This is a genomic window from Bradyrhizobium cosmicum (genome assembly GCF_032290525.1).
GTDB lineage: Bacteria > Pseudomonadota > Alphaproteobacteria > Rhizobiales > Xanthobacteraceae > Bradyrhizobium > Bradyrhizobium cosmicum_A.
The window spans coordinates 481,296-506,269 of the sequence record NZ_JASXTA010000001.1 but is presented as its reverse complement, the minus strand read 5'-3'; the positions used below and the strand labels follow the sequence as shown (position 1 = coordinate 506,269).

31 protein-coding genes are annotated in these 24,974 nt (G+C 64.0%); 7 read left to right on the top strand and 24 right to left on the bottom strand.

What is annotated here, in order from left to right; translation table 11 throughout:
• Positions 1–96: 96 nt before the first annotated feature.
• The 4 genes from QSV46_RS02430 to QSV46_RS02415 are packed head-to-tail and all read right to left on the bottom strand — an operon-like array spanning position 97 to position 4,252.
• On the bottom strand, positions 97–1,536 hold the full coding sequence (locus QSV46_RS02430; RefSeq protein ID WP_314945821.1) for an amidohydrolase family protein: 1,440 nt from the start codon (positions 1,534–1,536) through the stop codon (positions 97–99).
• Between the two features lie 15 nt (positions 1,537–1,551).
• Positions 1,552–2,577: an ABC transporter substrate-binding protein gene (locus QSV46_RS02425; protein ID WP_314945818.1), complete on the bottom strand. Its 1,026-nt coding sequence runs from the start codon at positions 2,575–2,577 to the stop codon at positions 1,552–1,554.
• Between the two features lie 39 nt (positions 2,578–2,616).
• Positions 2,617–3,393 (bottom strand): ABC transporter permease, encoded by a 777-nt coding sequence (locus QSV46_RS02420; protein ID WP_314945815.1) that lies wholly within the window; start codon positions 3,391–3,393, stop codon positions 2,617–2,619.
• Position 3,394: 1 nt separating this feature from the next.
• A complete protein-coding gene (locus QSV46_RS02415; protein ID WP_314945812.1) occupies positions 3,395–4,252 on the bottom strand; it encodes an ABC transporter ATP-binding protein in 858 nt (285 codons plus the stop codon).
• A 198-nt stretch (positions 4,253–4,450) separates the two neighbouring features.
• On the opposite strand from QSV46_RS02415, the gene QSV46_RS02410 reads away from it, so the two are divergent.
• A complete protein-coding gene (locus QSV46_RS02410; RefSeq protein WP_314945810.1) occupies positions 4,451–5,209 on the top strand; it encodes a GntR family transcriptional regulator in 759 nt (252 codons plus the stop codon).
• Here the strand turns inward: QSV46_RS02410 and QSV46_RS02405 are convergent.
• The gene (locus QSV46_RS02405) at positions 5,206–5,622 is read right to left on the bottom strand and encodes a nuclear transport factor 2 family protein (protein WP_314945808.1); all 417 of its coding nucleotides are present in this window, start codon (positions 5,620–5,622) and stop codon (positions 5,206–5,208) included. The genes QSV46_RS02410 and QSV46_RS02405 overlap by 4 nt on opposite strands.
• 147 nt (positions 5,623–5,769) lie before the next feature.
• On the opposite strand from QSV46_RS02405, the gene QSV46_RS02400 reads away from it, so the two are divergent.
• Positions 5,770–7,011, top strand: coding sequence for an amidohydrolase family protein (locus QSV46_RS02400; RefSeq protein ID WP_314945805.1), 1,242 nt, complete (start codon positions 5,770–5,772; stop codon positions 7,009–7,011).
• Positions 7,012–7,205: 194 nt separating this feature from the next.
• Positions 7,206–7,523 carry a hypothetical protein gene (locus QSV46_RS02395; protein ID WP_314945803.1) on the top strand — a complete coding sequence of 106 codons (318 nt, stop codon included), beginning with the start codon at positions 7,206–7,208 and terminating at the stop codon, positions 7,521–7,523.
• Positions 7,524–7,529: 6 nt separating this feature from the next.
• On the opposite strand, the gene QSV46_RS02390 is transcribed toward QSV46_RS02395, so the two are convergent.
• From QSV46_RS02390 to QSV46_RS02365, 6 genes are read right to left on the bottom strand one after another with little or no spacing between them, the layout of a single operon-like run.
• Entirely contained in the window at positions 7,530–8,447 is a 918-nt protein-coding gene (locus tag QSV46_RS02390) for an NAD(P)-dependent oxidoreductase (protein WP_314945800.1), read from the bottom strand.
• The gene (locus QSV46_RS02385; RefSeq protein WP_314945797.1) at positions 8,447–9,316 is read right to left on the bottom strand and encodes a hypothetical protein; all 870 of its coding nucleotides are present in this window, start codon (positions 9,314–9,316) and stop codon (positions 8,447–8,449) included. Before QSV46_RS02385 ends, QSV46_RS02390 begins: the two co-directional genes overlap by 1 nt.
• Before the next feature lie 23 nt (positions 9,317–9,339).
• Complete coding sequence (locus tag QSV46_RS02380; protein WP_314945795.1) at positions 9,340–10,023, bottom strand: 4-carboxy-4-hydroxy-2-oxoadipate aldolase/oxaloacetate decarboxylase; 684 nt, start codon at positions 10,021–10,023, stop codon at positions 9,340–9,342.
• Positions 10,020–10,733: a PIG-L deacetylase family protein gene (locus QSV46_RS02375; protein WP_314945793.1), complete on the bottom strand. Its 714-nt coding sequence runs from the start codon at positions 10,731–10,733 to the stop codon at positions 10,020–10,022. Before QSV46_RS02375 ends, QSV46_RS02380 begins: the two co-directional genes overlap by 4 nt.
• A gap of 52 nt (positions 10,734–10,785) precedes the next feature.
• Positions 10,786–11,670, bottom strand: coding sequence for an amidohydrolase family protein (locus QSV46_RS02370; RefSeq protein WP_314946474.1), 885 nt, complete (start codon positions 11,668–11,670; stop codon positions 10,786–10,788).
• 26 nt (positions 11,671–11,696) lie between these two features.
• Positions 11,697–12,407: a TetR/AcrR family transcriptional regulator gene (locus tag QSV46_RS02365; RefSeq protein WP_314945792.1), complete on the bottom strand. Its 711-nt coding sequence runs from the start codon at positions 12,405–12,407 to the stop codon at positions 11,697–11,699.
• Between the two features lie 114 nt (positions 12,408–12,521).
• Between QSV46_RS02365 and QSV46_RS02360 the strand changes: the two genes are divergently transcribed.
• Positions 12,522–13,499: a tripartite tricarboxylate transporter substrate binding protein gene (locus tag QSV46_RS02360; protein ID WP_314945791.1), complete on the top strand. Its 978-nt coding sequence runs from the start codon at positions 12,522–12,524 to the stop codon at positions 13,497–13,499.
• A gap of 148 nt (positions 13,500–13,647) precedes the next feature.
• On the opposite strand, the gene QSV46_RS02355 is transcribed toward QSV46_RS02360, so the two are convergent.
• Positions 13,648–14,787 carry a mechanosensitive ion channel family protein gene (locus tag QSV46_RS02355; RefSeq protein ID WP_314945790.1) on the bottom strand — a complete coding sequence of 380 codons (1,140 nt, stop codon included), beginning with the start codon at positions 14,785–14,787 and terminating at the stop codon, positions 13,648–13,650.
• Between the two features lie 125 nt (positions 14,788–14,912).
• On the opposite strand from QSV46_RS02355, the gene QSV46_RS02350 reads away from it, so the two are divergent.
• Positions 14,913–16,163: a DUF763 domain-containing protein gene (locus QSV46_RS02350; protein WP_314945787.1), complete on the top strand. Its 1,251-nt coding sequence runs from the start codon at positions 14,913–14,915 to the stop codon at positions 16,161–16,163.
• A 36-nt stretch (positions 16,164–16,199) separates the two neighbouring features.
• On the opposite strand, the gene QSV46_RS02345 is transcribed toward QSV46_RS02350, so the two are convergent.
• The 9 genes from QSV46_RS02345 to QSV46_RS02305 all read right to left on the bottom strand — a co-directional run bounded on the left by QSV46_RS02345 (position 16,200) and on the right by QSV46_RS02305 (position 20,757).
• A complete protein-coding gene (locus QSV46_RS02345) occupies positions 16,200–16,442 on the bottom strand; it encodes a hypothetical protein (RefSeq protein WP_314945786.1) in 243 nt (80 codons plus the stop codon).
• Positions 16,443–16,478: 36 nt separating this feature from the next.
• A complete protein-coding gene (locus QSV46_RS02340) occupies positions 16,479–16,739 on the bottom strand; it encodes a hypothetical protein (RefSeq protein ID WP_314945784.1) in 261 nt (86 codons plus the stop codon).
• Between the two features lie 16 nt (positions 16,740–16,755).
• Positions 16,756–16,986 carry a hypothetical protein gene (locus QSV46_RS02335; protein ID WP_314945782.1) on the bottom strand — a complete coding sequence of 77 codons (231 nt, stop codon included), beginning with the start codon at positions 16,984–16,986 and terminating at the stop codon, positions 16,756–16,758.
• 2 nt (positions 16,987–16,988) lie between these two features.
• Positions 16,989–17,189: a hypothetical protein gene (locus QSV46_RS02330; RefSeq protein WP_314945780.1), complete on the bottom strand. Its 201-nt coding sequence runs from the start codon at positions 17,187–17,189 to the stop codon at positions 16,989–16,991.
• A gap of 13 nt (positions 17,190–17,202) precedes the next feature.
• Positions 17,203–17,388, bottom strand: coding sequence for a hypothetical protein (locus QSV46_RS02325; RefSeq protein ID WP_314945778.1), 186 nt, complete (start codon positions 17,386–17,388; stop codon positions 17,203–17,205).
• A 55-nt stretch (positions 17,389–17,443) separates the two neighbouring features.
• On the bottom strand, positions 17,444–17,872 hold the full coding sequence (locus QSV46_RS02320; protein ID WP_314945776.1) for a CBS domain-containing protein: 429 nt from the start codon (positions 17,870–17,872) through the stop codon (positions 17,444–17,446).
• A 354-nt stretch (positions 17,873–18,226) separates the two neighbouring features.
• Positions 18,227–19,465 (bottom strand): cytochrome P450, encoded by a 1,239-nt coding sequence (locus tag QSV46_RS02315; RefSeq protein ID WP_314945773.1) that lies wholly within the window; start codon positions 19,463–19,465, stop codon positions 18,227–18,229.
• A gap of 88 nt (positions 19,466–19,553) precedes the next feature.
• A complete protein-coding gene (locus QSV46_RS02310) occupies positions 19,554–19,877 on the bottom strand; it encodes a hypothetical protein (RefSeq protein ID WP_314945770.1) in 324 nt (107 codons plus the stop codon).
• Positions 19,878–19,983: 106 nt separating this feature from the next.
• Entirely contained in the window at positions 19,984–20,757 is a 774-nt protein-coding gene (locus tag QSV46_RS02305; protein WP_314945767.1) for a ferredoxin--NADP reductase, read from the bottom strand.
• Positions 20,758–20,911: 154 nt separating this feature from the next.
• Between QSV46_RS02305 and QSV46_RS02300 the strand changes: the two genes are divergently transcribed.
• Positions 20,912–22,108: an amidohydrolase family protein gene (locus QSV46_RS02300; protein WP_314945765.1), complete on the top strand. Its 1,197-nt coding sequence runs from the start codon at positions 20,912–20,914 to the stop codon at positions 22,106–22,108.
• Between the two features lie 125 nt (positions 22,109–22,233).
• A complete protein-coding gene (locus tag QSV46_RS02295) occupies positions 22,234–22,923 on the top strand; it encodes a hypothetical protein (RefSeq protein WP_314945762.1) in 690 nt (229 codons plus the stop codon).
• Between the two features lie 4 nt (positions 22,924–22,927).
• Here the strand turns inward: QSV46_RS02295 and QSV46_RS02290 are convergent, their stop codons facing one another.
• The 3 genes from QSV46_RS02290 to QSV46_RS02280 all read right to left on the bottom strand — a co-directional run bounded on the left by QSV46_RS02290 (position 22,928) and on the right by QSV46_RS02280 (position 24,885).
• Entirely contained in the window at positions 22,928–23,317 is a 390-nt protein-coding gene (locus QSV46_RS02290; protein WP_314945758.1) for a hypothetical protein, read from the bottom strand.
• Positions 23,318–23,511: 194 nt separating this feature from the next.
• Entirely contained in the window at positions 23,512–23,865 is a 354-nt protein-coding gene (locus QSV46_RS02285; protein ID WP_314945756.1) for an outer membrane protein, read from the bottom strand.
• Between the two features lie 9 nt (positions 23,866–23,874).
• Positions 23,875–24,885, bottom strand: coding sequence for an outer membrane protein (locus QSV46_RS02280; RefSeq protein WP_314945754.1), 1,011 nt, complete (start codon positions 24,883–24,885; stop codon positions 23,875–23,877).
• Positions 24,886–24,974 lie beyond the last annotated feature (89 nt).

Genomic DNA, 24,974 nt, shown 5'->3' with positions numbered 1-24,974 from the left:
CGCGGAGGTGATAGCCCAGAGATGCGCCAGCCACCAGACGAGGCTGCGCCTACCAGCTATCGCGGGTGTCGATGTCCCGGTCGAGGACAGGGCGCCTCACTGACAGGTGAGTTGCTGCTCGAACCAGCCGCCCAACCGCTTCGCCAGCGGCGGCCATAGCCGCTGGAAGCCCTCGAGCTTGCCGACATTGGCGCGGTACATGCCGCGAAGCTCCTGCTCGACAGCCGGCAGGTCAACGCCCACACAGACGCCATTTTTCGCAATCGTCTTGCCGGCGACCACGACCTCCTTCACCAGCGAGGCGTTTCCTCGCGCAAACAGCAGCGCCATGGGGTCGACCGGCATGATCCGGTCTCGATCGAGCCGATCAAGGTCGATCACGACGTAGTCGGCGGGATTCCCGGCGGCCAATTCCCCGCTCCCGGGCGCACCGGTGGCGCGGCGTCCGTTGCCGATCGCGAGCGCGAACAGCTCGGCCGGGGTCCACGTCTGCTTGAAGCCGATGCCGCCATGGACCATCTGCACCAGCCGCATCTCGCGCAGGATGTCGTCGTCCTCGTCCAGCGCCAGCCCGTCGACGCCGACAGCGATGGCGCAGCCGCATTTGTGCGCGGCGGCGATCGGAGCGAGGCCCGAGCGCAGATGCATGTTCGAGCCGAAATTGGTGACGATGCGCGCGCCGGAAGCCGCGATCATCTCCAGCTCATCCGGCCTCGCGTGAATGCAGTGCGCCAGTGTCAGCCGCTCCGAGAGGAAGCCGATGTCGCGCAGCCATCGCACCATGCCCGGAAAGTTCTGGTCGGCCCAGGCGCGCTGGTACACGGTCTCCAGCAGATGCATGTGGATGCGGCGGCCGGTTCGCGCCGAGTTCTCCGCCACCGCCTCCAGCAGCGGCTTGGAGCACCATTGCACGCCGGCGGGCCCGAGCTGTACGTCAACCATCGGGCCGGCGATGGCTGCGGCAATCGCGTCGGTCAATTCGATATACGCCTTCGGCGACATCGGCGCGCGAACGAAGAGGTCTTCGACGGTCTTGCGGTCGTCGCGCGACAGACCCGAAAGCACCGGTTCGGCATCGCCATAGACGACCGGATTCTGGTCGCGCACGGCAAGCGCAAAGGCGATGCGAATTCCGACGTCGGATGCCGCCCTCGCGATCGCCTTGGCCTCATCGAGCAAGGGCATCGTTCCGCTCGGACGGGTGTAGTGCACCATCATCGCTGCGCAGCCGGCTTTGGCCGAACGCGCCAATGCGGAAGCCGCGGTCAGGTAGGGATCGACCGGCGTGCCAAGCGCGGTCCGCAGGATCCAGCTTTCCAGGGGCATGCCGACCGCACCGAAGGACGATGCGGTGGCGCGCGCATGGTCATGGGCGTTGACGAAGGCCGGAATCACGAAGGAGCGAGGACCGCCGGCTGGCCCCGCTCCTTCAAGAATGTCGGTGATGATACCGCCGTCGTGCCGTAGCACGACGTGGTCAGCGATGGCCTGGTCAGGGCTACGGAACAGGCTGCTTGCTGAAATCTCCGTGGCCATGACCGTCTCTCCAAGTCAGTTGGCGGTATAGACCAGCTCCCGCTCTGCTCTCGGCGGCAGGAATTCGCGCGAGAACACTTCTGCCGGAGTCGGCGCGCGGGCGAGCTGATAGCCCTCGACAACGATGCCGATGGCGCGCGTCATGCGGTCGTCCTTGATGTCGCCGATGCCGATCTCCTTCATCTCGGGCGAGACGATGAGCTTGTCGAAGGAGTATTGCAGCCGGCGCTTCTCGACAGCGACATCGATCAGATTGTCGTAGTTCAGCGCGGCCTTCATGCCGGCATTCTGGTCCTTGGCGACCGCAATCGCGCCCTTGTTGATGGCGCGCACGAGGCCCGCCACCGCCTTCGGATTCGACGCGATCAGCTTCTTCGAGACCATCACGCCGTTGGAATAGAGATCGAGACCGTAATCACCGAACGAGAACCATTTGAAATCCTTGTCGGGGTCCTGGCGGTTGAGCACCAGGTTGAAGTAGCTGGTGATGTTGAAGACGAGGGCTGCGTCGATGTCGCCCTTGATCAGCATCGGCTCCTGGAGGTTCGGCGCCATGTTGGAGATCTTGATCTTCTCGCCGTCGAGGCCGTTCTTGCGGGTGAACACCGGCAACAGCCGCGTCGTCGGCGTGCCCTGCGCGCCGCCGAGGGTGTGGCCTTCAAAGTCCTTGATGGTATTGATGCCGCTGCTCTTCTTGGCGACGATCGCGAAAGGCGGCTGGTTCCACATCATGTAGACCATGACGGGCGCCTCCTGCGGCTTGGTCGAGGCGTTCTGGATGATGGCGTTGATGTCGCCGAAGCCGGCGTCATAGGCACCCGACATCACGCGCGTGACGGTGGCACCCGACCCCTCGCCCTGGTCGATGACGACGTTGAGGCCTTCCTCTTTGAAGAAGCCGTTGTCCTTGGCGTAGAAGAACGCGGCGTCGCTGCCTTGCGTCTTCCAGCCCAGCGTGAACTTGATCGTGGTCTCCTGGGCCATTGCGGCGCCCGTGGACAGGACCAATCCCAGCAGTGCAGCAGTTGCTTTTCTCAACATCGAGACCTCCTCAAGCTTCGTTGCGTGACGGTGTGAAAATCAGGTGGCAATCACGTCATTCTTGCGCGTGGCCCAGCCGGTGACCCGCCCCTCGATCAGCGAGAACACGACGTAGAGCGCGACGCCGAGAGCTGCGAGCACGAACAGGCTGGCGAACACCAGCGGCACGTTGAAATTGGAGGACGCGGTCATCATGACGTTGCCGAGCCCGCGGTTGGAGGCGACCGTCTCCGACAGCACCGCGCCGACGAATGCGTAGGAGATCGCGACCTTCAGCGAGGCGAAGAAGAACGGCATGGTCCTGGGCAGGCCGACGTTCCAGAGGATGTCGAACTTGCTGGCGCCGAGCGCCTTCAACACGTCTTCGAGCTCGGGCTCGGTGGTCGCAAGGCCCGTCGCGATGTTGACGACGATCGGGAAGAAACAGATCGACAGCGCCGTCAGCACCGCCGGCACCGTGCCGGAGCCGAACCACAGCACGAAGATCGGCACCACCGCCACCTTGGGGATCGAGGAGAAGCCGATCAGCAGCGGATAGCAGGTGTCGTAGGCCGTTTTGGAAACGCCGATGATCGCACCGAGGGCGACGCCGAGCGCGACACCGAGGACGAAGCCGAACATGGTGGTCGCGAGTGTCTGCACGATATGCGGCCACAGCACCGGGAAGCGCTGGTACAAGGTCACGAACACCTGCGAGGGCCGCGGCAGCACCAGGTCGGACATGCCCGTCGCGAGACAGAATAGCTCCCAGGCGACGAAGAACAGCACGATCAGCCCTGCCGACCACGCCTTCTGCCTGATATAAATTGCGGACATCTCAGCCTGTCCCCTGCTCAGCCGCGGTGCGCGCATCCTCGATGAAGGCGCGCAGCTTCTGGTTCAGCGCGACGAAATCCGGCTCGAAGGTCATGGGCACCGTGCGCGGCCGTGCGAACGCGACGCGGCTGTCGTCGAGAATGCGGCCGGGGCGCGCGCTCATCGCGCAGATGCGGCTGGCGAGGAAACCGGCCTCGCGCAGATCGTGCGTGACCAGCAGCACCGTCGGCTTGTGCGTCATCCAGAGGTTTTGGAGGATCGCCCACAGCTCTTCGCGGGTGAACTGGTCGAGAGCGCCGAAGGGCTCATCGAGCAGCAGCATGCGCGGTTCGTGGATCAGCGCGCGGCAGAGATTGGCGCGCTGAAGCATGCCGCCGGAGAGCTGCCAGGGATAGCGGCTGCCGAAGCCCTTGAGGCCGACCTGCTCCAGCAGCGTGTTGGCCTTGTCGCGAAACTCGGTCTTGCGCAGCCTGCGGAAGTTCGAGCGGAACGGCTCGACGATCTTGAGCGGCAACATGATATTCCGCTCGATCGTCATCCACGGCAGCATGGTCGGGTTCTGGAAGGCCATGCCGACCCGCAGCGCGCGCGCTGCGACCTCGCGGCCGCCGACGATGACGACACCGCTGGTCGGCTGCACCAGACCGCTGACGAGACGCAAAATGGTCGATTTGCCACATCCGGACGGACCGACCAGTGCGACAAACTCGCCGTCGGTGATCCGCAAGCTGGTCTTCGACAGAGCGGGCACGGCGCGGTCCCCGCGTCCGAAGGTCACGGAGGCCTCGGACAGCTCGATGGCGGTCGCAGCAGCGCCTTCGGGAACGGGCTGGCCGTCAAATTGGGCGTTGGGTTGCATGCGCATCACAACCAAAGTGCATGCAAGCTGGATGCCAGCAGGCATCACCCGCAAAATCAAGGACCTGGCTGAACGGCCCGTCCGATCGCCGGCCTCGCTTTAGGCAATCCAGGCAGTGAACTGCATGCAATTGGAGCGATGGATTGTGCTGGTGCTGTGCTAAAGAGAGGGTTCGACCCTCCCCGCAAGGATTCGCCGATGGCGGCGCGCCCCACCAGCAAGACTTCTGAATCATCCGACAAGGTCAGCGTGATCTGCCGCGCGCTGCGGCGCGCGATCATCGAGCAGGCGCTCGAACCCGGCGCCAAGCTGCCGGAGGATTCGCTTGGCGAGCGGTTCGGCGTCAGCCGCACCATTGCGCGCCACGCGCTGGGGCAACTCGCGGCCGAAGGCCTCGTCGAGCTCCGCCGCAACCGGATCGCGGTAGTGGCGACGCCGAGCTGGCAGGAGGCGCGCGACGCCTTCGACATTCGCATCCAGCTCGAACGCCTCGTCGTCCGCCAACTCGCGGGCAAGCTGACCAAGAGCCAGATCGCCGAGCTGAACGCCCATGTCGACGCCGAGGACCGCGCGCGCGGCGGCACGGACGCGGCCTCGATCCGGCTCGCCACCGAATTCCACATCCTGCTCGCGCATATGACCAATAGCCCGATCCTGGTGCGCTATGTCAGTGAGGTCGCCTATCGCTGCTGCCTGACGCTGTCGCTCTACAGCCGGCCGCATTCGACGGAATGCGCGATCAACGAGCACCGCGCCCTCATTGCTGCGCTCGCCAAGGGCGACGAGGCCAAGGTGATGGACTTGATGCACCATCACCTCGATTCCGTGGCCAATCGCGCGCTGGTCGCCCCCACTCCGCAGCGCGGCCGCGACCTGCTCGATATTCTCGCGCCCTATGCCGACGAAGTGACGAGCGACCGCGTCGTCAAGCTGCCGAAAGTGGCTCGCCGCGGTTAAGCTTCGATGCCGCGCTGGACGAGGATGCGCTCCGCGCTGTCGTTCCAGACGTCCATCTTCACAATCTGCCCTCCCTTGACGACGAAGCGATCGACGTAGCGGTTGCCCTCGAACGGCGTGCCGTCGATCCACTCGCCGTAGAGCGTGCCGACGCTGTAGACGACGGTCTCGTCGGCGCCCGGACAGACGTCGAACCGGTCCATCTTCTTCTTGACCCAGCGATAGCGCCTGGCGTTGAAGCCGGTCGGCCCGCGCGGATGGTCGAACTCGCGCCCGCCGGTGAACGTGATCACCGTGCCCGGCTTCATATAGGCCGCGGCAGCGTCGGGATCGGGTATCATCGACGCCGTGAGATAGGCCTTGACGATCTCGGCGTCGGTCATCGGGCGTTCGGATTTAACGGGGGCGGACATGGCGGGTTCTCCGGGACGAGGATATCCTACAATTCGCGCATTAAACTGCATGCATCTTTTTTGAACATTTTGATGGCAAACTGCACACAATCTGGAGCTGCCTGCTTCCCGAGCTTCCGCTAGGCTATCACAGCTGAATTCGATGCCATGATCACGCAGACCGCCTTCGACCTGATCTTCCGTAACGCGCTGTTGCGCTCATCCGCCGCACCCGTCGATATCGGCGTGAAAGGCGGCCGCATCGCCGCGATCGAGCCGAAGCTTGCCTGCGAGGCCGTCGAGGTCGATCTCAGTGGACACCTTGCCCTGCCCGGCTTCGTCGATACCCACATCCATCTCGACAAGGCCTGCCTGCTCGGACGCTGCGGACACAACCACACCAGCGTCTCGGAAGCGATCCGCGCCGTCGCCGGGATGAAGAAGGATTTTACGGTCGAGGACGTCCACGCGCGCGGCGCAAAAGTGCTCGAGCGCGCCATCGTGCACGGCACGACCCGCATGCGCACCCATGTCGAGATCGATCCGCGCATCGGATTGCGCGGCTTCGAGGGGGTCAAGGCACTCAAGCGCGACTATGCCTGGGCGATCGACCTCTCGCTCTGCGTCTTTCCGCAGGAGGGCCTGACCAACGATCCCGGAGCTGAGGAGTTGCTGATCCAGGCGCTGCGCGACGGCGGCGAGGCGATCGGCGGCTGTCCCTATATGGACACCGATCCGAACGCCCATCTCGGACGCATCTTCGATCTCGCGCAGGAATTCAACGTCGACGTCGATCTCCATCTCGACTTCGACCTCGATCCCTCCTGGTGGCATCTCGACGAAGTCTGCCGGCAGACCGAGCGGCGTAACTATCAAGGACGCGTCGCGATCGGCCATGCCACCAAACTCTCGGCATTGCCGCCGGAGCGGCTGAAGGCGGCCACCGCTCAACTGGCGAAATCAGGCGTTGCCGTCACCGTGCTGCCCGCGACCGATCTCTATTTGATGGGGCGCGAGGCCACCCACAACGCGCCGCGCGGACTGACGCTCGCGCACAAGCTCGCCGCCGACGGCGTGCTGTGCTCGGTCGCGACCAACAACGTGCTCAATCCTTTCACGCCGTTCGGCGATGCCTCGCTGCTGCGGATGGCGAACTTCTATGCCAATGTCGCGCACGCTTCGGTCAGCGACTTCGACATCTGTCTCGATCTGGTCACCGAACTGCCGGCGCGGCTGATGAATCTTGGCGATTACGGCATCAAGGTCGGTAACCCCGCCGATCTCATCGTCCTCGACACCAAAGACAGCCGTTTTGCCATTGCCGAACTGCCGGACATCGTGATGGGCTTCAAAGGCGGCCGGCAGACGTTTGAGCGGCAACGACCCACGCTGTTCTCACCTCGGAACTGAGCGGCGCCGATCTCCAACGGTAAGATGGTCGGGAGTCACCGCTGACCATCGGGCCGATCCAGTCCAATGATACCTCCGATCCCGAAACTGCGAGTCCGGTAGAATCCCGGTCCGTAGCTGCAACGCATTGCGGCAAGGGTTGGGTAATCTTACTAAGACCCTGCACTGACCATCTGCGTTTAGTGGAGTTGGATATGTTCAGCGCATTCAGCAGCATCGATTATTCCTCCATCCGGGCACGCACGCCCGCCGAAACGGCCCTCAAGCGATTGAATGGCATCGGCGAGGTTCTGTCGGACCTCGATATCTCGGCGATCCACACCCAGAACGACATGACCCGCGCGCTCTGGACGCTTGATACCGCCGACAAGTGCGTCCGCTTGATTCTCACCGAGTTCCGGAGCGAGCGGACAACGGACGTCGTGCGGGAAGCCGACAGCCTGATCGACATGATTGAGGCCGCCCGCGACGAAGTCGCGGCTTATAGAGACAGCGGCAGGGTCTTGAGCTGACGCGCGTCAGCGCTTGATCTTCGCCAGGATCCGATCCGCCTCGGTCCGCCAGTCCGCACTGCGGGCGAACTCCTTGGTGCCCCTCGTTCCGAACAGGCCCTCATCGGCGAGATCGGCGACCCAGGCCTGACGCTCGGCGGTGCCTTGCGCCGACCACGGCGTCAGTCCCGCCTCGCGCACGGTCTCGGCGACCTCGCGTACTTCCTCGGCGCGGCGGCGGCCGTGCTCGATCACGCGCTGGAAGAAATAGGCGCCCTGCTTCTCCCAATCGATGGCCGGAAAGGTTTCGGTGAGCGAGGCCAGCACGGCGTCCTCGACGCCATAGGCGCGCGCAGTGGTGAAGCTTTCGATGACCATGGCCTCCAGGCCCTTGATCATGATGCTGCGGCACATCTTCACGGCCGAGGACACGCCGAGCTTGTCGCTCGTGACCTTGGCCGCAAAACCGATCGCGTTCAGAAGCGGCTCCAGCTCCCTCGCGCCTGGACCGCCGAGCAGCAGCGGCACCTTGGTGCGATACGGCGGCACCGAGGTCATCACGGCACCCTCGACGTAGCGTCCCTCCGCGCCGTCGATCAGTGCGGCGGCGCGCTGCTTGGCGCCTGGAGACGCCGAGTTGAAATCGAGAAACCAGGTCCCTTGATTGATCGCAGCCGCGCAGGCCTCTGCGACCGGAACGGCCTGGCTTGCCGTGACCGCGGAGATGACGAAATCGGATTTCGCGGTCAGCTCGACGTGAGACGCTGCGAGCGTCACGCCAAATTTGGCCGCATGCTCCTTCAACGTAGCGCCATGCTCGCCACCGAGCTTGATATCGAAGGCCGAGACCTTGATGTCCTGCTGGCGCAAATCCTCGGCCAGAATCCTGCCGACCTCGCCATAGCCGACCAGCCCGATCTGCCAGCGCCTCGGATCACCCGCCATCAGTTCAATCCTCGTATCGTCTCGTCGAACAGTTCCTCGACCGCATAGCGGCGCGGGATCAGCGCCTGCTGGAACGCATAGTCGATGATCAGCTCCAGCGGTTTCCTGTTGGCCTCGATCCCGAACGGGACGAGATCGGGCGCGCCCGCCGGGCCCGTCTGCACCTTGTTCCGCTTGAGGAGATCGTAAACGCCTGCAACCACATCCGGACGCGATTTTGCAAGCTGCGCAGTCACGACCACGAGATGATTGACGGGGACGACGCCGCGTCGCTCATACCATTTGGCGGCTTCCGCGGCTGGATCGTGAAACAGCGGTTTCAGCTTGGGATTGTCAGAGGTCTCGCCGAGGACGGCATCGAGCTCGCCGTCGAGCAGCATCTGCAATATCTTCTTGTCCCTTGGCGCGCGCTCGGTGGTGTCGACATATTCAGCGACGTGCGGGTCCTCGAACGTGACCCATTTGATCTTTTCGAGATTGACGCCGTAATCGTTGGCGAGGATGCCTCTGATCCACGCGCCGGTCGTCGTGGTGAACGACCGGATGCCGACGCGCTTGCCTTCCAGGTCCCCCGGCCCGAGCGTTCCCCTTTCCGGGTTGCAGAGCGCGTAAGCGTGCTGGAAGCGGCCGAGCATGGCCGCCGGCAACAGCACCAGCGGCTTGCCGTGCGCTCTTGCCATCAGATAGGTGACGATCGCCATCTCGCAGACGTCGAAGGCCTGTTCGCGCACCATCGGCTTGAATGCGGTGTTGGTCGGCGTGTATTCGATGAAATCGAGGTCGAAGCGGTCTGAGTGTAGCGCGCCGCTCTTCACCGCCAGCACATGGGGGTGACTGCCGAGCACAGCCTTCAGCTTGAGACGTTCCATCTCCCGCTCCGCTTCTTGTCGCTTCACACGTCCTCGGGATTGTCGACATAGACGAGCCCGGCCTTCGCCAGCGTCTCGCGCATGCTGTACATGTCGAGGCCCAGTTCACCCGAGGCGAGGCGCTTGCGCTTGCCGCCTTCATCCGCGTTGCGCTTCTTCGCCTTCTCGGCAACCTCGGCGGCATAGCGCTTCGGCACGACCACGACGCCGTCGTCATCGGCCACGATGATGTCACCGGGATCGACGTTGACGCCAGCGCAGACCACGGGAATGTTGACCGAGCCGAGCGTGGCCTTCACCGTGCCCTTGGCCGAGACGGCGCGCGACCACACCGGAAAGGTCATCTCGTGCAACGCTTTGACGTCGCGGCAGCCGGCATCGATGATCAGCCCCTGCACGCCGCGCGCCTGCAGCGAGGTTGCGAGCAGTTCGCCGAACATGCCGTCGGTATTGTCGGTGGTGCAGCCGACCACGAGGATGTCGCCCTTCCTGCACTGCTCGACCGCGACATGGATCATCCAGTTGTCGCCGGGCTGCGCCAGCACGGTGACGGCGGGGCCGGCAATCGACGCGCCTGCCCATACCGGGCGCAGATATGGCTTCATCAGGCCGGTGCGGCCATAGGCCTCGTGCACGGTCGAGACACCATACTCCGCCATGCCCGCGGGATCGGCGCGCTCAATATTGCGAACGACGACCGGCTTCATGCCAATTCCTCCGCAACGGTCGGGAACAGACGCTGATAGGCCTCGCCGTAAGTCATGGGCACGCCGGTGTTGCGGCTGCCCTGGATGCCGCGGTTGAGCGCGACGCGCTCGTAATAGCCCCAGAGGTGCCTTTGCGCGGCGAGAATCTGGAACGCCTCGTATTTCTCCTTCCAGACCTCGTCGATCTTGAGGAGCAGGTCCGGCTTGTAATTGCATTGCTCCGGCTGGTGCGGCTCGAACAGGAATACCGGCGGAGCCGAATATTTGTACTGCGCGCCTGGCTTGTGGCCCATTGCCTGCGCGACCACGCGGGTCTCCTGCGCGAAATGCGCGGCATTCGGATGGTCGAAATTATAGGGGTCTTCCAGCGCATGCGTCAGCACGAAGCTCGGATTGAGCTCGCGGTAGATGTCGACCATGCGGTCGAAATGCGCGTCGGTGAGCTTCAGCGGATAGTCGCCGCAATCGAAGAACTCGATCTCGGCGCCGAGCAGCTTTGCGGCGCGCTCCGCCTCGTCCTTGCGTCCGGCCTTGACCGATTCCAGCGTCGCGCCCTTTTCCTTCCAGGCGAATTGGCTCTCGCCACGCTCGCCGAAGGACATGCACACGATCTTCATGCGATAGCCCCTCTTCGCATGCAGCGCGATGGCGCCGCCGGCGCGCCAGACGAAATCGCCGGGGTGGGCGGTAATCACGAGACCTGTTTTCATGGGAAGGCTCCCCTCTTTTCGTTGATGAGCAACGTATCGATCACGGATACCGTCATGCCTCGAACTCGAACAGCCGCGCCGGGTTGTCGACGAGAATCTTTTGCTGATATTCCGGCTCCGGCGCGAACAGCGGGATCAGATCGACGAGATCGCCGTCATTGGGCATCGCCTTGACGTTGGGATGCGGCCAATCGGTGCCCCAGATGACGCGGTCGATCACGGTCTCGACGATCTTGCGCGCGAACGGCACGGCGTCGGTGAAGGGCGGACCAGCTGAGGACACCCGCTCGGAGCCGCAGATCTTGACCCAGCACTTCTCGTCGCGCTGCATCAGCTCGATCAAAATCCTGAACGGCAACTGGTCGAGCCCCTCCGACGCTTTCACCCGTCCCATATGGTCGATGGTGTAGCTCAGCGGCAGCTTCGTCAGCATGTCGGCATACTCAGGCAGGTCGATCGCATCGAAATGCAGATCGATGTGCCAGCCGAGCGGCGCGACCATCGCGATGATGCGGTCGAACACGCGCTTGTCGGGCACGCCGCCGAGATGGCGGACGAAATTGAACCGGCAGCCGCGGAAGCCGCCCTCATGCAGCACACGAAGCTCGTGCTCGGTGATGGTGCCGTCGATATTGGCGACGGCGCGGTAGGCGCCGTTGCTTTGCGCGATGGCATCGAGCGCCACCGTGTTGTCGGTGCCGTGCACGCTGGCATTGACGATGACCGCCCGCCCCACGCCCAGCTTCGCATGCAGCGCGCGGAAATCCTCCAGCGGTGCATCCGGCGGCGTATAGGAGCGGTCAGGCGCATAAGGGTATTTCGCGCCCGGACCAAAGATGTGGCAATGCGCGTCGCAGGACAGCTTCGGCAGCTTGAACTTCGGCGTGCGCGTGTTCGGATCGGGCGGCGGAATCGTGGGCGTGTACATCATGGTCATCACTTGAACCGCCGGACGCGACCGTTTCAAGTCTTGCTGCTGACGACGGGCCGCCGCTTCGCCGGTACGGCCTGATCGAGCGCCGGCGCCTGGAACGCGGCAACGGTCGCCTGCACCAGTTGCTCGATCGCGCTGGCGGCATCGCTGCCATCCGCCTCGTCGCGCGACAAGCGCGAGACGCGATCCGGCGTCACCAGCGAATAATAGAGTGCGCCGAGCAGGAAGTGGCTGCGCCAGACGATGTCGGTGCGCGGAATGTGCGGCAGGCTCTCATGGATCGCATCGATGAAAGCGTGGCTGGTGTCGTCAAAAGTCTGCGCGATGATTTTTCGCGCGACCTCGTTGCCTTCCGCCGACATCACGGCGCGAAGCCGCGTGAAGCGCGCCCCGCCGCCGGCGAGGTCGCTGCCGGAGGTGAAGGCCGGCACCACATAGGCCCGCACCACCGCCTCCAGCCGGTCCTGGAGATCGCGCACGCGCCTGGCGGCGGCGAGCAGCTCGGAGCGGCGCAGATTCATCGGTCCGCAATGACGCCGGTAGATTTCCAGCAGCAGGCCGTCCTTGGTCTTGAAATGATAGGTGACGCTGCCGGGATTGGCCCCGGCCGCGTGTGCGATATCGCGCACCGAGACGGCATTGAAGCCGTTGGTGGCGAACAGCTCCTCGGCCGCAACGAGGATCGCCTCGCGCATGTTCGGCTTGCGGACCGTTTCCTTGCTGGCGGGCTTGCGTACCATGTGATTTGTACTATCGTACAAAAGATCAGGTCTCGTCAACAAAAACCAGGGGCGGCGCCCGGGACGGCTTCGAGACCGCCCTATACGTGCAAACGCCTCAAGGAGTGCTGGGAAATGCTGGGCTTGAACAAGACGATCGGCGGATTGATGCTGGGGGCCGGTCTGCTGGCGGGCGACGGCGCGCACGCCGCCGAGACTTATCCAAGCAAGCCGGTTCACATCCTGGTGCCCTACGCCGCCGGCGGCGCGGTCGACGTGCTGGCGCGAACGCTCGCCCAGGCGCTGGCGAAGACCTGGGGCCAGCAGCCGGTGATCGACAACCGTCCCGGCGCCGGCGGGATCGTCGCCTCGCAGGCGCTGACACAGGCCGCGCCCGACGGCTATACGCTGATCCTGGTCGCGAGCGGGCATCCGCTCAACCAGTTCATCTATCCGAGCGTGCCCTACGACACGTTCAAGGACTTCACCGCGATCACCGAAGTCGCCTCCTCGCCGCTCGCGATCGTCGTCGCCAAGGACAGTCCCTACAAGACGCTCGGCGATCTCCTCGCCGCTGCGAAGAAGGAGCCGGACAAGCTCTCCTATGGCATGTCGGGCAACGGCACCTCGGCACATCTCGCCGGCGAATTGTTGAAATATGTGTCCGGCACCAGGATCGTCGCGATCCCCTACAAGGGCGGCGCGCCGGCGCTGACCGCGGTGATCGCCGGCGACATCCCGCTGAGCATCAATCCGCTTGCGGAAGCCATCAGCCAGCTCGAAGGCGGCCCGGTGCGCGCGCTCGCCGTGACCTCGGCCGAGCGCTCCAAGGCGCTGCCGAATGTTCCGACTGTCGCCGAATCCGGCGTCCCCGGCTACGACGTCTCGGTCTGGTGGGGCATTCTTGGACCTGCAAAAATGCCGCCGGAAATCGTGGCGAAGCTCGAGACCGATCTGAAGGCGGCGCTGCAGGATGCCAACGTGCTTGCGACGCTCGGCAAGATCGGCGCAGCGCCGCTCGGCTCGTCCGCAAAGGACTTTGACGCCTATATGCGCGCCGAGGCGAACAAATGGGAGCCGGTTCTGAAGGCCGCAGACATCCGCGCGCAATGAGGCTCGCCACATGTGCACCCCCTTCCGGGCGCCTTGCGCCCACCGCCCTGCTCGCATGTGCGGGTCATCGGGCTTGCGCGGCGCGACCAAGGCGACGCGCGAGTAAACTCCGCTCGCAAGCCAAGGCCCCGAAACCGGGGCCGCCCGATCAGTTATGCGCGCCCGCCCGCATCTTTTCCGGCGCGGCGGGGCGCAGGAAATCGGCGTCGTCGTTGCCCGACGGAATCAGGATCGCACGCTCGCGCGGCAGCGCGTCCGGCATCTCGTCGCGGATGAAGGCGACCAGCTTCTCCCGTATCTCGCAGCGCAGGTCCCAGGATTGCGGCGCATTGCGCGCGCTGACAAGCGCGCGCAGCTCGATGGTGCGCGAATCCGCATCGATCACCTGGAGATTGACCACGGCGCCATCCCACAGTTGGGACTCCTTCACCGCCTCCTCCAGCCAGCGCCGGATGCGCGGCACGTCGGCGCGGTAGTCGACATGGAGGGCGATGACACCGATCAGGGACGCGGTGTCGCGCGTCCAGTTCTGGAACGGCTTTTCGATGAAGTAAGACAGCGGCACCACCATGCGGCGCCAGTCCCACAGCCGGATCACGACATAGGTCGCAGCGATGTCCTCGACCCAGCCCCACTCGTTCTCGATGATCACCGCATCCTCGATGCGGATCGGCTGGGTGATCGCGATCTGCAAGCCCGCGATCAGATTGCTGAGCAGCGGCCGCGCGGCAAGACCGACGATGATACCGGCAGCACCAGCTGAAGCGAACAGGCTGACGCCATATTGCCTGACCGAGTCGAACGTCATCAGCGCGGTCGAGACCGTGATGATCACGATGATGGTGTCGGTGACGCGCTTGAACACGCGCACTTGCGTGACATGCTTGCGCGCGACGAAATTCTCGGTGACGTCGCGAAAATTCTGCAAGTAGCGCGCAGCACTCATGTCCACGATCCGGATCGAGATCCAGCCGATCAGGGCGATGACGGCGACGACGAACAGGCGCATCAACGGCGTCCGGAACACGTCGTCCAGTGGCGCGAGCGGGAGGACCAGCGCAACGGCGGCCAGACACAGCGCCAGCTGAGCCGGGCCGGACGTGCGCTCGATGAACATGCTCAGAAGCGGAAAACGGGTTCCGAAGGTGCGATTAAGCAGCCAAACGGCGAACCAATAGAGGGACAGCGCAAGCATCATCGCCCCTGCGACCAGGACGAGACCGATGAACCACGACGGTATCCATCCGAACATCTTGTCGATGTCGGCCATGAGGGCCTGCCAATTCATCTATGTCCCCGGAGTTGCATTCGCTGCTGCGCCAACGCGTTCCGGCGCGCTTCGCTCCCCACTCTCGTGCAACGCAGCATCCCCCTGGTGCAATCGTCGCTGAATTGCGCTATTTCTGTGCAGTCATGACTCGACGTACCGGCAGCGCCGATCTTCCTCTCCACACCGGGCGGGTTCCACCGTGGCTTGCGAGCCGCATGGCCTCGCTGGGTGCGATCGTCACGCAGGCGATCGTGCACCATTACGGACGCGATGCGTTTATTCAGCGTCTGTCTCATCCGTTCTGGTTCCAGTCGTTTGGCGCGGTGATGGGGATGGACTGGCACTCCTCCGGCATCACCACCTCCGTGATCGGCGCGCTGAAGCGCGGGCTTGGCCCGCTCCAGGACGAGCTTGGCATCTATGTCTGCGGCGGCCGCGGCCAGCATTCGCGCAAGACCCCGGACGAGCTATTGCAGCTCGGCGAGCGCGTCGGCTTCGACGGCGCAAAGCTCACCCGCGCCAGCCGTCTCGTGGCGAAGGTAGACAGCGCGGCCGTGCAAGACGGCTTCGATCTCTATCTCCACGGCTTCTTCGTCACCGCCGATGCGAAATGGACGGTGGTGCAACAGGGCATGAATGGCGACAAGCGCCAGGCCCGCCGCTATCACTGGCATTCCGAGACGCTGAAGAGTTTCGTCGACGCGCCGCATTGCGCGATCGACGGGCCGCAGCAGGGCGAGATCGTCAATCTCACCGACCACCGTGCGGATGTCTCGCGCACCGCGCAGCTCGACCTCCTCAGCCGTCTCGGCCCCGATCGCATCCTCACCGAATTCGAACGGCTCACCGGGGCTGCGCCCGAGCCGACGCAGGCGATGCTGCCGCACCTGATCATGCCGGCGCATCACGACGTGCGGCCGAAGGACGTGTTCGCGCGCCGCCTGCACGGCACGCTCGCGGCCGCGGCGGAACGTGGCCCGGTCGACTTTCCGGAACTGCTGCTGACGCCCGGCGTCGGCGCGCGCACCGTGCGCTCGCTCGCCATGGTTGCCGAAGTCGTGCACGGCGCGCCCTACCGCTTCAGCGATCCCGCGCGCTTCTCGCTCGCCCATGGCGGCAAGGACCGGCATCCCTACCCCGTGCCGATCAAGGTCTATGACGAGACCATTCGCGTCTTGAAGAGTGCGATCCAGAACGCGAAGCTCGGCCGCGAGGAGGAATTGCAGGCAGTCAGGCGCCTCGACGACCAGGCACGGCGCCTGGAGCGCGTCGCGGACGGCCCGTCGGTCGAGACCTATATCGCTACCGAGCGCGCGGCCTCGCCCGATCTCGACGGCCGCTCTGTGTTCGGCTGGGAGCGCGATCTGGTGCCGACAAAAAACCGGACCGGCTGACACCGGTCCGCGAGTTGGTCGGGAGGAACGCCTCTCTCAGGACTCGTCGGTCTCCGGCTTCTGGTCGAGCCGGTTGGCCGCGTGGTCTTGATATTGTTCGGTCTGGATGGACTTACCGTCCATGCCGCGAATGTCCGAATGCTGCTTCTTGTCACGGTTGGACAGGACCATGTTGTCGCCGATCTTGTCCTTGGGGATGTCCGCCATGGCGCCGGTCCCGTCGCCCTTGCCATGCATGCCCGATCTAAAATGCGTCTTGCTGCCGTGCCCAGCTGGCATCGGTTTCTCCTCTTGCAGTGATGTCCCCCTAAAGGCTCAGTGCTTCTGCTCCGCCGGCGTCGGCTTCGGCGGCTTGTGGCCGCTCTGGCCGGGATTGTTGTGCTTGTTGTGATCGCTCTCCTGGTTGAGGCCGCCGCGGCTCACCGGAAATTCGCTCTGGCGCGCCTCCGGCCTGGCACGACGGGCGGACGTGTCCAGCTCGTGACCGGCGGCTTGCTCGAGTTCTCGCGCATCCGGAACATCAGGTTTTCGCTCGAGAATACGCTTTTGCTGTTCATGCGTCTTTCTGCCTTGCATCCTGCGTCTCCCAGGCTTACCGCCGGCCCCTTCGCGGCGCGCCACTGTGCGCGACGTCCTTGTCGATTCCGCCGCCCACATTCACATCGTTCTCGACGTCGCCTTCGATCGTGTTCTCGCCGAGGGCATCCTCGATGTCGTCGGGCGAAGCGTGCGCTATCCTCGCTCCCTTCGACCCGCCGATCAGGGGATTGTCATGCAGGTCCTTCTCCGTTGGCGCATACAGTTTTGGTTGCTTGCTGGTCATTCTCACCTGCCTCCGCCCTTTCCGGCCTCGTCGTGGGTATGATGGGAATCGCGTTCGCCACCGCCCCCGGAGATCCGGCTGTGGCTTCGATGCGGATCGTCGGCGGGCGGCTTCTTCACCTCCAGCGGCGCTTTCGCATTCTCATGCGATGCGCCGGGTCCGCCCTGACGAATGCTGTTCGGTGTCTTGGTGGATGTCGACATCGCTGCCGCCTCCTCAACGGTCTTGCTGGTAGCCTTGATTGGTCGTGTTCTGCTTGGTGTTGCCCTGCTGCCCCTGCTGGTCCGGATTCTGCACGCGCTGCTGGCCGTGCGGGGTCTCGTCTGCACGCGCCTGCTTGCTGTCGCCGGTACCTTTCGGACTCTGGCTGGCATTCGGGACGGGTGGCATCTTACTGGCCATGGAACCTCCTCGTGGATAAGTGACGTCCTCCTGGATAAGTGACGTCGCGAGTCTATCAGTGCCGCTCCCGGTCAGCGGGTGCGGAGATGTCCTTTAGCGCGTCCTGCGCGCACTCATCATCGGCCCTGCTGATATCCGCGAGAGCAACGACGCCGACCAGGCGCTTCTGCCGGTTGAGCACTGGAAGACGCCGGATCTGATGCGTCGCCATCACCTGTGATGCGCCCTCGACGTCGTCGTCCTCGAAGCAATAACAGACACCCTCGGACATCACCTCCCGCACCGACGTGTTCCCCGGCGGCAACGCCTCGGCGACCGCACGTGTGACGATGTCCCTGTCGGTGACCATGGCGACAAGGCGATCATTCTCGCCCACCGGCAGGGCTCCGACATTATCGGCGCGCATCCAGCGAGAGGCCTCCCGGATGGTCATGTTGGGATTTGCGATGTGGACCGATGGTGTCATGATCTCGTGAACTTGCATGGCTGACTCTCCGGTGATCTTTTGAGATGTCGATCAGTTAACGCGGGTGTCGCGACGAAGGTTTCTGTCGGTTTGGTGCGACATTTGCCGCTCATCCAGCTTGCCGGGTTCCGCGCTCCAGATCGCACCCATCTCGGCATCGTGACGGCTGGAACTGATCGTGTACGTGCCACGAACCTGCCAGCTGTGATCCGACCAGCGAGTTCGAGGTGGCCACGTGTTGCGTGCAGCACGGCCGCCGCCACCAGCTTTCGATCACAACAAGGTGCGATCACGCCCCGTTCCAGATCGTGGCGCAAGCGCAGATTAAATTTTCACTCGGAAACAGCGCGGTCTTGCGAGCGCCGGGTTTCGTCAGGCGGCACGCTGCATTGAGATTGTCGATGCGGCATCGTGCAGAACCGGAAGCCGGTCGAGCGCGCGCATGCCCGGCCTGCGGCGCCACCGAATCTGCGAAGGATCGACAGCCAGCCGAAGATTCGGCCAGCGCCGGAACAGCGCCTCCAGCGCACAAGCCGCCTCGATCCGTGCGAGCTGGTGGCCGAGGCAGAAATGGATTCCGGTGCCGAAGGAGATGTGGCGATTGGGCTTGCGTTCGAGATCGAGACTTTCGGGACAGTCGTGCATCGCCGGATCCATATTCGCGGCGGCGAGCATCACCATGACGCGGTCGCCCTTCTTCAGGCGCACGCCCTCGATCTCGACGTCCCGCCGCACATAGCGCGGCTTGGAAAATTGCACTGGTGACACGAAGCGCAGGAACTCCTCCACCGCAAGTCCGACGCGGCTCCAGTCCTGTTCCAGCCAGTCGCGCAGGCTCGGATTCCTGAGCAGCTCGTAGACGGAACCGCTGACGAGATGCGTGGTGGTCTCCGAGCCTGCCGCGAGCAGCAGAAACACCATGGAAACCATTTCGTCCGGCGTGATCTGGCGGCCCTCGCGCTCGACCTGCACCAGCTCGGCAATCAGCCCTTCGCCGCCGTGCACGCGCGCGAGCTGCAACTGCTCCGCGAGATAGGCGCGCATCTTGCGGAACGCGAACAGCAAGCGAAGGAAGCTGACTACATTCGTCAGCGACGACATCTTGTTGGCCCAGGCGATGAATCTCGGACGATCGGCCAGAGGCAGGCCCAGGAGCTCGGAGATCACCGCGAGCGGCAGGATGCGGGCGTAACGCTGGACGAGATCGGCTGGGCTTCCATTCGCAAAAAGCTCATCGGCAAGGCCGTCGGCAATGGCCCGGATGCGCGGCTCCATCGCCACGATCGCGCGGCGGCGAAACGCCTCGTCCACGATGCTGCGCAGCCTCGTGTGATCAGGCTCGTCCATCGTCAGCATGCTGTTGGCGATGGTCGTGACGAGCTTAGGCATCCACCAGCGCAGGCCTGCGGCTTTGCCGTCCTCCTTGCGCAGCGTGAAGGTTCTGCTGTCCTTCAGGACCTGCGCCGTGGCGTCATGGGTCGTCGTGATCCAGACGTCGCCAACCAGAGGAAATCTCGCCGCCACCACGGGGCCGGACATACGTAAGGTCGCGATCGCCTTGGGTGGATCGCGAAAGAAAGCCTCGCTGGTGAAATCGAGGCGCGGTGCCATGGGATCACCGGATTGGTTGGTGGCGCCTCAACCAGATGGTGTGCGCGAGGCAACGTGGAAGGGCTGGAACCCGCGACGAGAAGAGAGCCTATCCGCGCCCCGGTGAGCGCTGGCCGGCCTTGCGTTGCTGCTGCGTGTAGGCGTCCCAATGACTCCAGCTGCCGCTGCTGAGGCTTTGCTGGTCAGTCGCGAGCGGACGTCGGGTGCGTTTGTCATAATCGGCGATGGCACGCTCGGACTGCGCGATCTTACGCTTGAGCTCCCCGATCGCCTTCTGGGTCTGGCCCTCGCGCTTCGACGAAGCGATCTCGCCCATCGTGAAGCGCGCGGTCTCCAGCGCCTTCAACTCGGCGCGGTTCTTCTTCACCTGGACCCGGTGCCAGGCGATGTTGCTGTCGCTATCCGCAACCATGTGGGAACTCCGCTGATTCGCTCCCGCAGTGTATCGTGCGCCGAATCGTCGCCGCAACGGGCGCCTCGCGGCGAAAATGCGGTCTTGTTGAGCAGGAATTCCGGACTTAGCGCTCGGCAAAGGCCTTTTCGACCACGAACTGGGCCGGCTCGCCGTGGTTGCCTTCATTGAGGCCCCGCTCGCCAAGGAGCACGCGGGTGTCCGCCACCAGCGCCGGGCTACCACAGATCATGACGCGGTCATGGGCGGCTTCCAGTGCCGGCAGGCCGATATCGGCGAACAGCTTACCCGAGGTGATGAGGTCGGTAATGCGGCCGCGATTGCGGAAAGGATCGCGCGTCACGGTCGGATAGTAGATCAGCTGATTGCGGATGTACTCGCCGATCAGTTCGTCCTTCGGCAGCGTCTCGGTGATCATCTCGCCATAGGCGAGCTCCTTCACATGCCGGCAGCCATGCAGCAGCACGACCTTCTCGAACCGCTCATAGGTCTCGGGATCCTTGATCACGCTCAGGAACGGGGCGAGGCCCGTGCCGGTGCCGATCAAATAGAGGTTGCGGCCCCCTTCCAGATTGTCGATCACTAGCGTCCCGGTGGCCTTGCGGCTGACAATGATCTCGTCGCCCTGCTTCAGGTGCTGGAGACGGGAGGTCAAGGGGCCGTCCGGCACTTTGATCGAGAAGAATTCGAGCGTGTCCTCGTAGTTGGCGCTGGCGACGCTGTAGGCCCGCAGCAGCGGCTTCTCGCCGACCTTGAGCCCGATCATCGTGAACTCGCCGTTGCGGAAGCGGAAGGTGGGGCTGCGGGTGGTCTTGAAGGAGAACAGCGTATCGGTCCAGTGGTGGACGCTCAAAACGCTTTCCTGATTGAAATTGCTCATCTCACCTTCCCTGTCGCGTCCAACGGTATTCAGGCGGGCAGCTATGCGTCGTTTGTACACGAACATTCGTATACTAATGAATAATCCGGCTTGATCCCGCGGTCAAGGCTGCCCAAGATCGGAAGCGTTGCAGTTAAGGACAAGGACCCATTCCATGGCGCATGACGCACCCCAGGCCGCCGGACCCTCGAAGCTCGTGATCCGGAATATCGGCCTGATCCTGTCCGGCGCGCTGGAAAAGCCGATCCTGGACGGCGACACCATCGTCGCCGAGAACGGCAAGATCACCGCGATCGGCCGCTTCAAGGACCTCGACACCGAAGGCGCGACCACCATCGTCGAGGCCAACGGCACCACGGTGGCGCCCGGCCTGATCGACAGCCACGTCCACCCTGTTGCGGGCGACTGGACGCCGCGGCAGAACCAGATCGGCTGGATCGACAGCAATTTGCACGGCGGTGTCACCACCATGATCTCCGCCGGCGAGGTGCACATGCCCGGCAGGCCGCGCGACGTCGTCGGGCTGAAGGCGATGGCGATCTTTGCGCAGCGCGCATTCTGGAATCTGCGTCCCGGCGGCGTGAAGGTTCACGCCGGCGCGCCGGTGATCGAATGCGAGATGGTCGAGGAAGACTTCAAGGAGCTGGCCGCAGCCGGCGTCAAGCTGCTCGGCGAAGTCGGCCTTGGCGGCGTCAAGGACGGTCCGACCGCGCGAAAGATGGTCGGCTGGGCCCGCAAATACGGCATCCAGAGCACGATCCACACCGGCGGCCCGTCGATCCCCGGCTCCGGCCTGATCGACAAGGACGTGGTGCTGGAGGCCGACACCGACGTGGTCGGCCACATCAATGGCGGCCACACGGCGCTCCCCGACGACCAGATCCGTTGCATCTGCGAGGGCTGCAAGCGCGGCCTCGAGATCGTGCACAACGGCAATGAGCGCTCCGCCCTGTTCACGCTGCGCCTTGCGCGCGAGATGGGCGATCTGCACAGGGTGATCCTCGGCACCGACGCGCCGGCCGGCTCCGGCGTGCAGCCGCTCGGAATCCTGCGCATGGTCTCGATGCTGTCCTCGCTCGGCGACCTTCCAGCCGAGCTCGCCTTTTGCCTCGCCACCGGCAACACGGCGCGGATGCGGCAACTCGACTGCGGGCTGATCGAGGTCGGCCGCTCCGCCGATTTCGTCATCATGGACAAGGCGCAACACTCGCCCGGCAAGACCATCCTCGAAAGCGTCCAGCTCGGCGATCTCCCCGGCATCGGCATGACCATCATCGACGGTATCGTGCGGACGCAGAGGAGCCGGAATACGCCGCCGGCGGGCAAAGTGCCGGAGGTGATGGCGAAGTGACGCAGCCAGAGCGGTTCGCCGCTCCGCATGGCTCCTCGAACGCGTTGAACAAGTCTCAAGTCTGCTGCGTCTAACGCAGGCAGCCCTGGGCGGCGGCACTTCTTTGCTGGACGATCGGGGGAGACATGAAGAATTCGTCGCGAATTGCCGTCGGCGTTGCTGGTGCGATGGCGGGCTATGTCGCGACCTTTCTGTTGTTTTCACTGGCCGATTTCGGCGACCAAGCGGACCCGATCACATCGGGCCTGTTGGCCCTGTTCGTCTACTCACCCATCGGCGCGATCGCCGGCGTGGTGCTTGCCAGCTGGCTGGTGACGCGTTCAGGCAAGGATGCAAGCAATAGCGGTCTCGCGCGCAACAGCCTGAAATCGCTCGGTGTCGTCGTCCTGCTTTGCGTTGCCGCCGTCGCCACTTACATGGGCGTCGCGTACATGACGGCCACGCCCTGGCTCAATCGGAACGGCGCCAATCCCCTGTTCGTATTCGAGGTGCGTTTTCCCGCGGGCATGAAGGTGCCCGCGTCGCCGCAGGGCATTGCCATTGAATTGCAAACCGACCTCAACACCATGCCGGGCGAACTGACCCCGGCGGGCTTCTATCGCGATGGCGACCAACCCGTCATCGCGGGCGAGGTCGAGCTGGCGTTTCGCACCTCGCACCGGCAGCTCGCCGTCACCATCCAGGGCCAGCCGAGCCGGACCTATCCGATTGGACCATCGGCCTGGGCACCGCATACCCTGGAGTTCGGAACATGGCAGCGGCTCAGCGATGGCAGTGAAATCCGCTACCGCGCCAAATGGCCGGGAAAGACGTGAGGGATCAACGCGACCTGGGTATCTCACAGCGTACATAGGTCTGGCGCTTGTCGCGTCCGACCGGGCCGTTATCCATCACGAGCTTGCCGTCCGCAGCGATGGACACCCGGGGATTGGACCTGAACTTCTCACCCTCGCCTTCGCAGGCGAGCTTCATTTTCCAGCCGAGCTTCCCGTCGGCGATGATCTCGCGGGCCCGGCACCGCGTCTCATACCAATAGAGGCGGTTGCCGCCTTCGATGCTCATGCGGTCGGCACTGTCCTGATCGCGGCAATCCTTTTTGGTCGACGCCCAGAAGCCTTCATAGGGCTGCGCCGCCCAGGCAGAAGTGCACTCACCCACCAGCGCCGCGCCAAGGCTCAAAACCATTGCGAACCGTGTCGCACCATTCATGCCGTAAACCTCGATGACGTCTTCACCGAGTTAGTCGCGCTTCACTGCAGGTCGTTCAACAGTGCGATCGGCGTCAAGCTCTTGGCATCGAGCGCGGCGCGGGCTGACGGTGCGCCATAGCGCAAGCCAGCTCCCGTCGATAGCCTTGGTGCTTGTCGGCATTCCGCAGCAGGAGCGTGCGAAACTGCCCGGGCTCAGTACTTGGCAACCACCGGGCTGCCGCCGAACCTGTAGTTCAATCCAACGCGGGCGACATGGTCCCGGACATCGCTGACCAACGTGCTGGCGGTGAAGCCCGGAGCAATGACGGTCTGTGAGATCGAGCCAAGATCCAAGTAGAGATACTCGGCCCTGGCGCTCCAATTGCCCATGAGCGCGGCCTCGATGCCACCACCAATGGTCCAACCGGCTTTCCTGTTGGTGAACTGCGAGGTCTCGTTCAGCGGAGGCGACTGCTGGTTCACTGTGGTTTTGATTTCGCCGAAAGCGGCGCCACCTGTAACGTAGAACAAGGCTGGACCCGCCGCGTATCCAAGTCGGCCACGCACGGTGGCGAATCAGGACAATTCCTGGGTGAAATTCTGATTCAAGAAACCGGCCGTGGGTTGGCACAACCGGCAAATAGTGTCGTGCTGGTCGGTCCCCTGGATGTCGCCTTCGAGACCGATCACGGCGGCTCCCGATTGCCAATTATACCCAATCTGGCCGCCACCGATCACCCCGTCAGGCCCGATGGTGAGGTGGTCCGTGAGGACCCCGGCGAACGCCTGAGTCGTGGCATTGCGCCCGACGCCATACCCCAAATTCCCGCCGAGATAGACACCTGTCCAGTTGTAAGCCGACGCGCTCGCCGCTCCGCCCGACGGGACGTAGCCCGGCACTCCGAAGCGATAGTTCAAGCCTACGCGTCCGACATGATTGCGTACATCACCCGATGCGACCTGTGTGGCCGGTCCGCCAAACGCGACCGGGATAAGCTGGACGTTCGAAACATTGCCGAAGTCCGTGTATAGGTACTCCGCTTTCGCGGTCCAGTTGCCCGCCAACGCAGCTTCGATGCCGCCGCCTGCGACCCAACCGGTTTTCGTGTTGTTGACGATGGCGGTCGGAGCTCCAAAGCAGCAATCGATGATCTGTCTGATCTGGCCGTAGGCGACACCGCCCGTCGCGTAAAACAGCACCGGCCCTGCGGCATAGCCGAGGCGACCGCGCAGCGTCCCAAACCACGGAAGTTCCTGGCCGACCCCACGGCCGATCGTCACCGAGCAGGTGAAGCAGTAGGTATCGCGCTCATAGGTCCATTGCCAGTCGGCCTCAACGCCCAAGACGAGACTATTGACCTGCCAATTATAGCCGCCCTGAACGCCGGCCAGCACGCCTCGGGGCGCGAGTGTCGCACGATCTGTTGGCGGAATCCCAATGAATGGCTCGCTCGAATTGTGGCCGACGCCATATCCGACGTTGCCGCCGACGTAGAATCCGGTCCAATTGTAGAGGGTCGCCGTTACCGGCGCCTTGACGGGCATTCTCGCCAAATCAGCCGCCTCGGCCGCCCCGACCAAAGCCATGGACAGCGCCGCGCCGGTTAGTAGGCCCCTCATTATTCACCGCTCCGTGTTTGCGGAATTATAATCAGGATTTGCGCCAACGCGTGTAA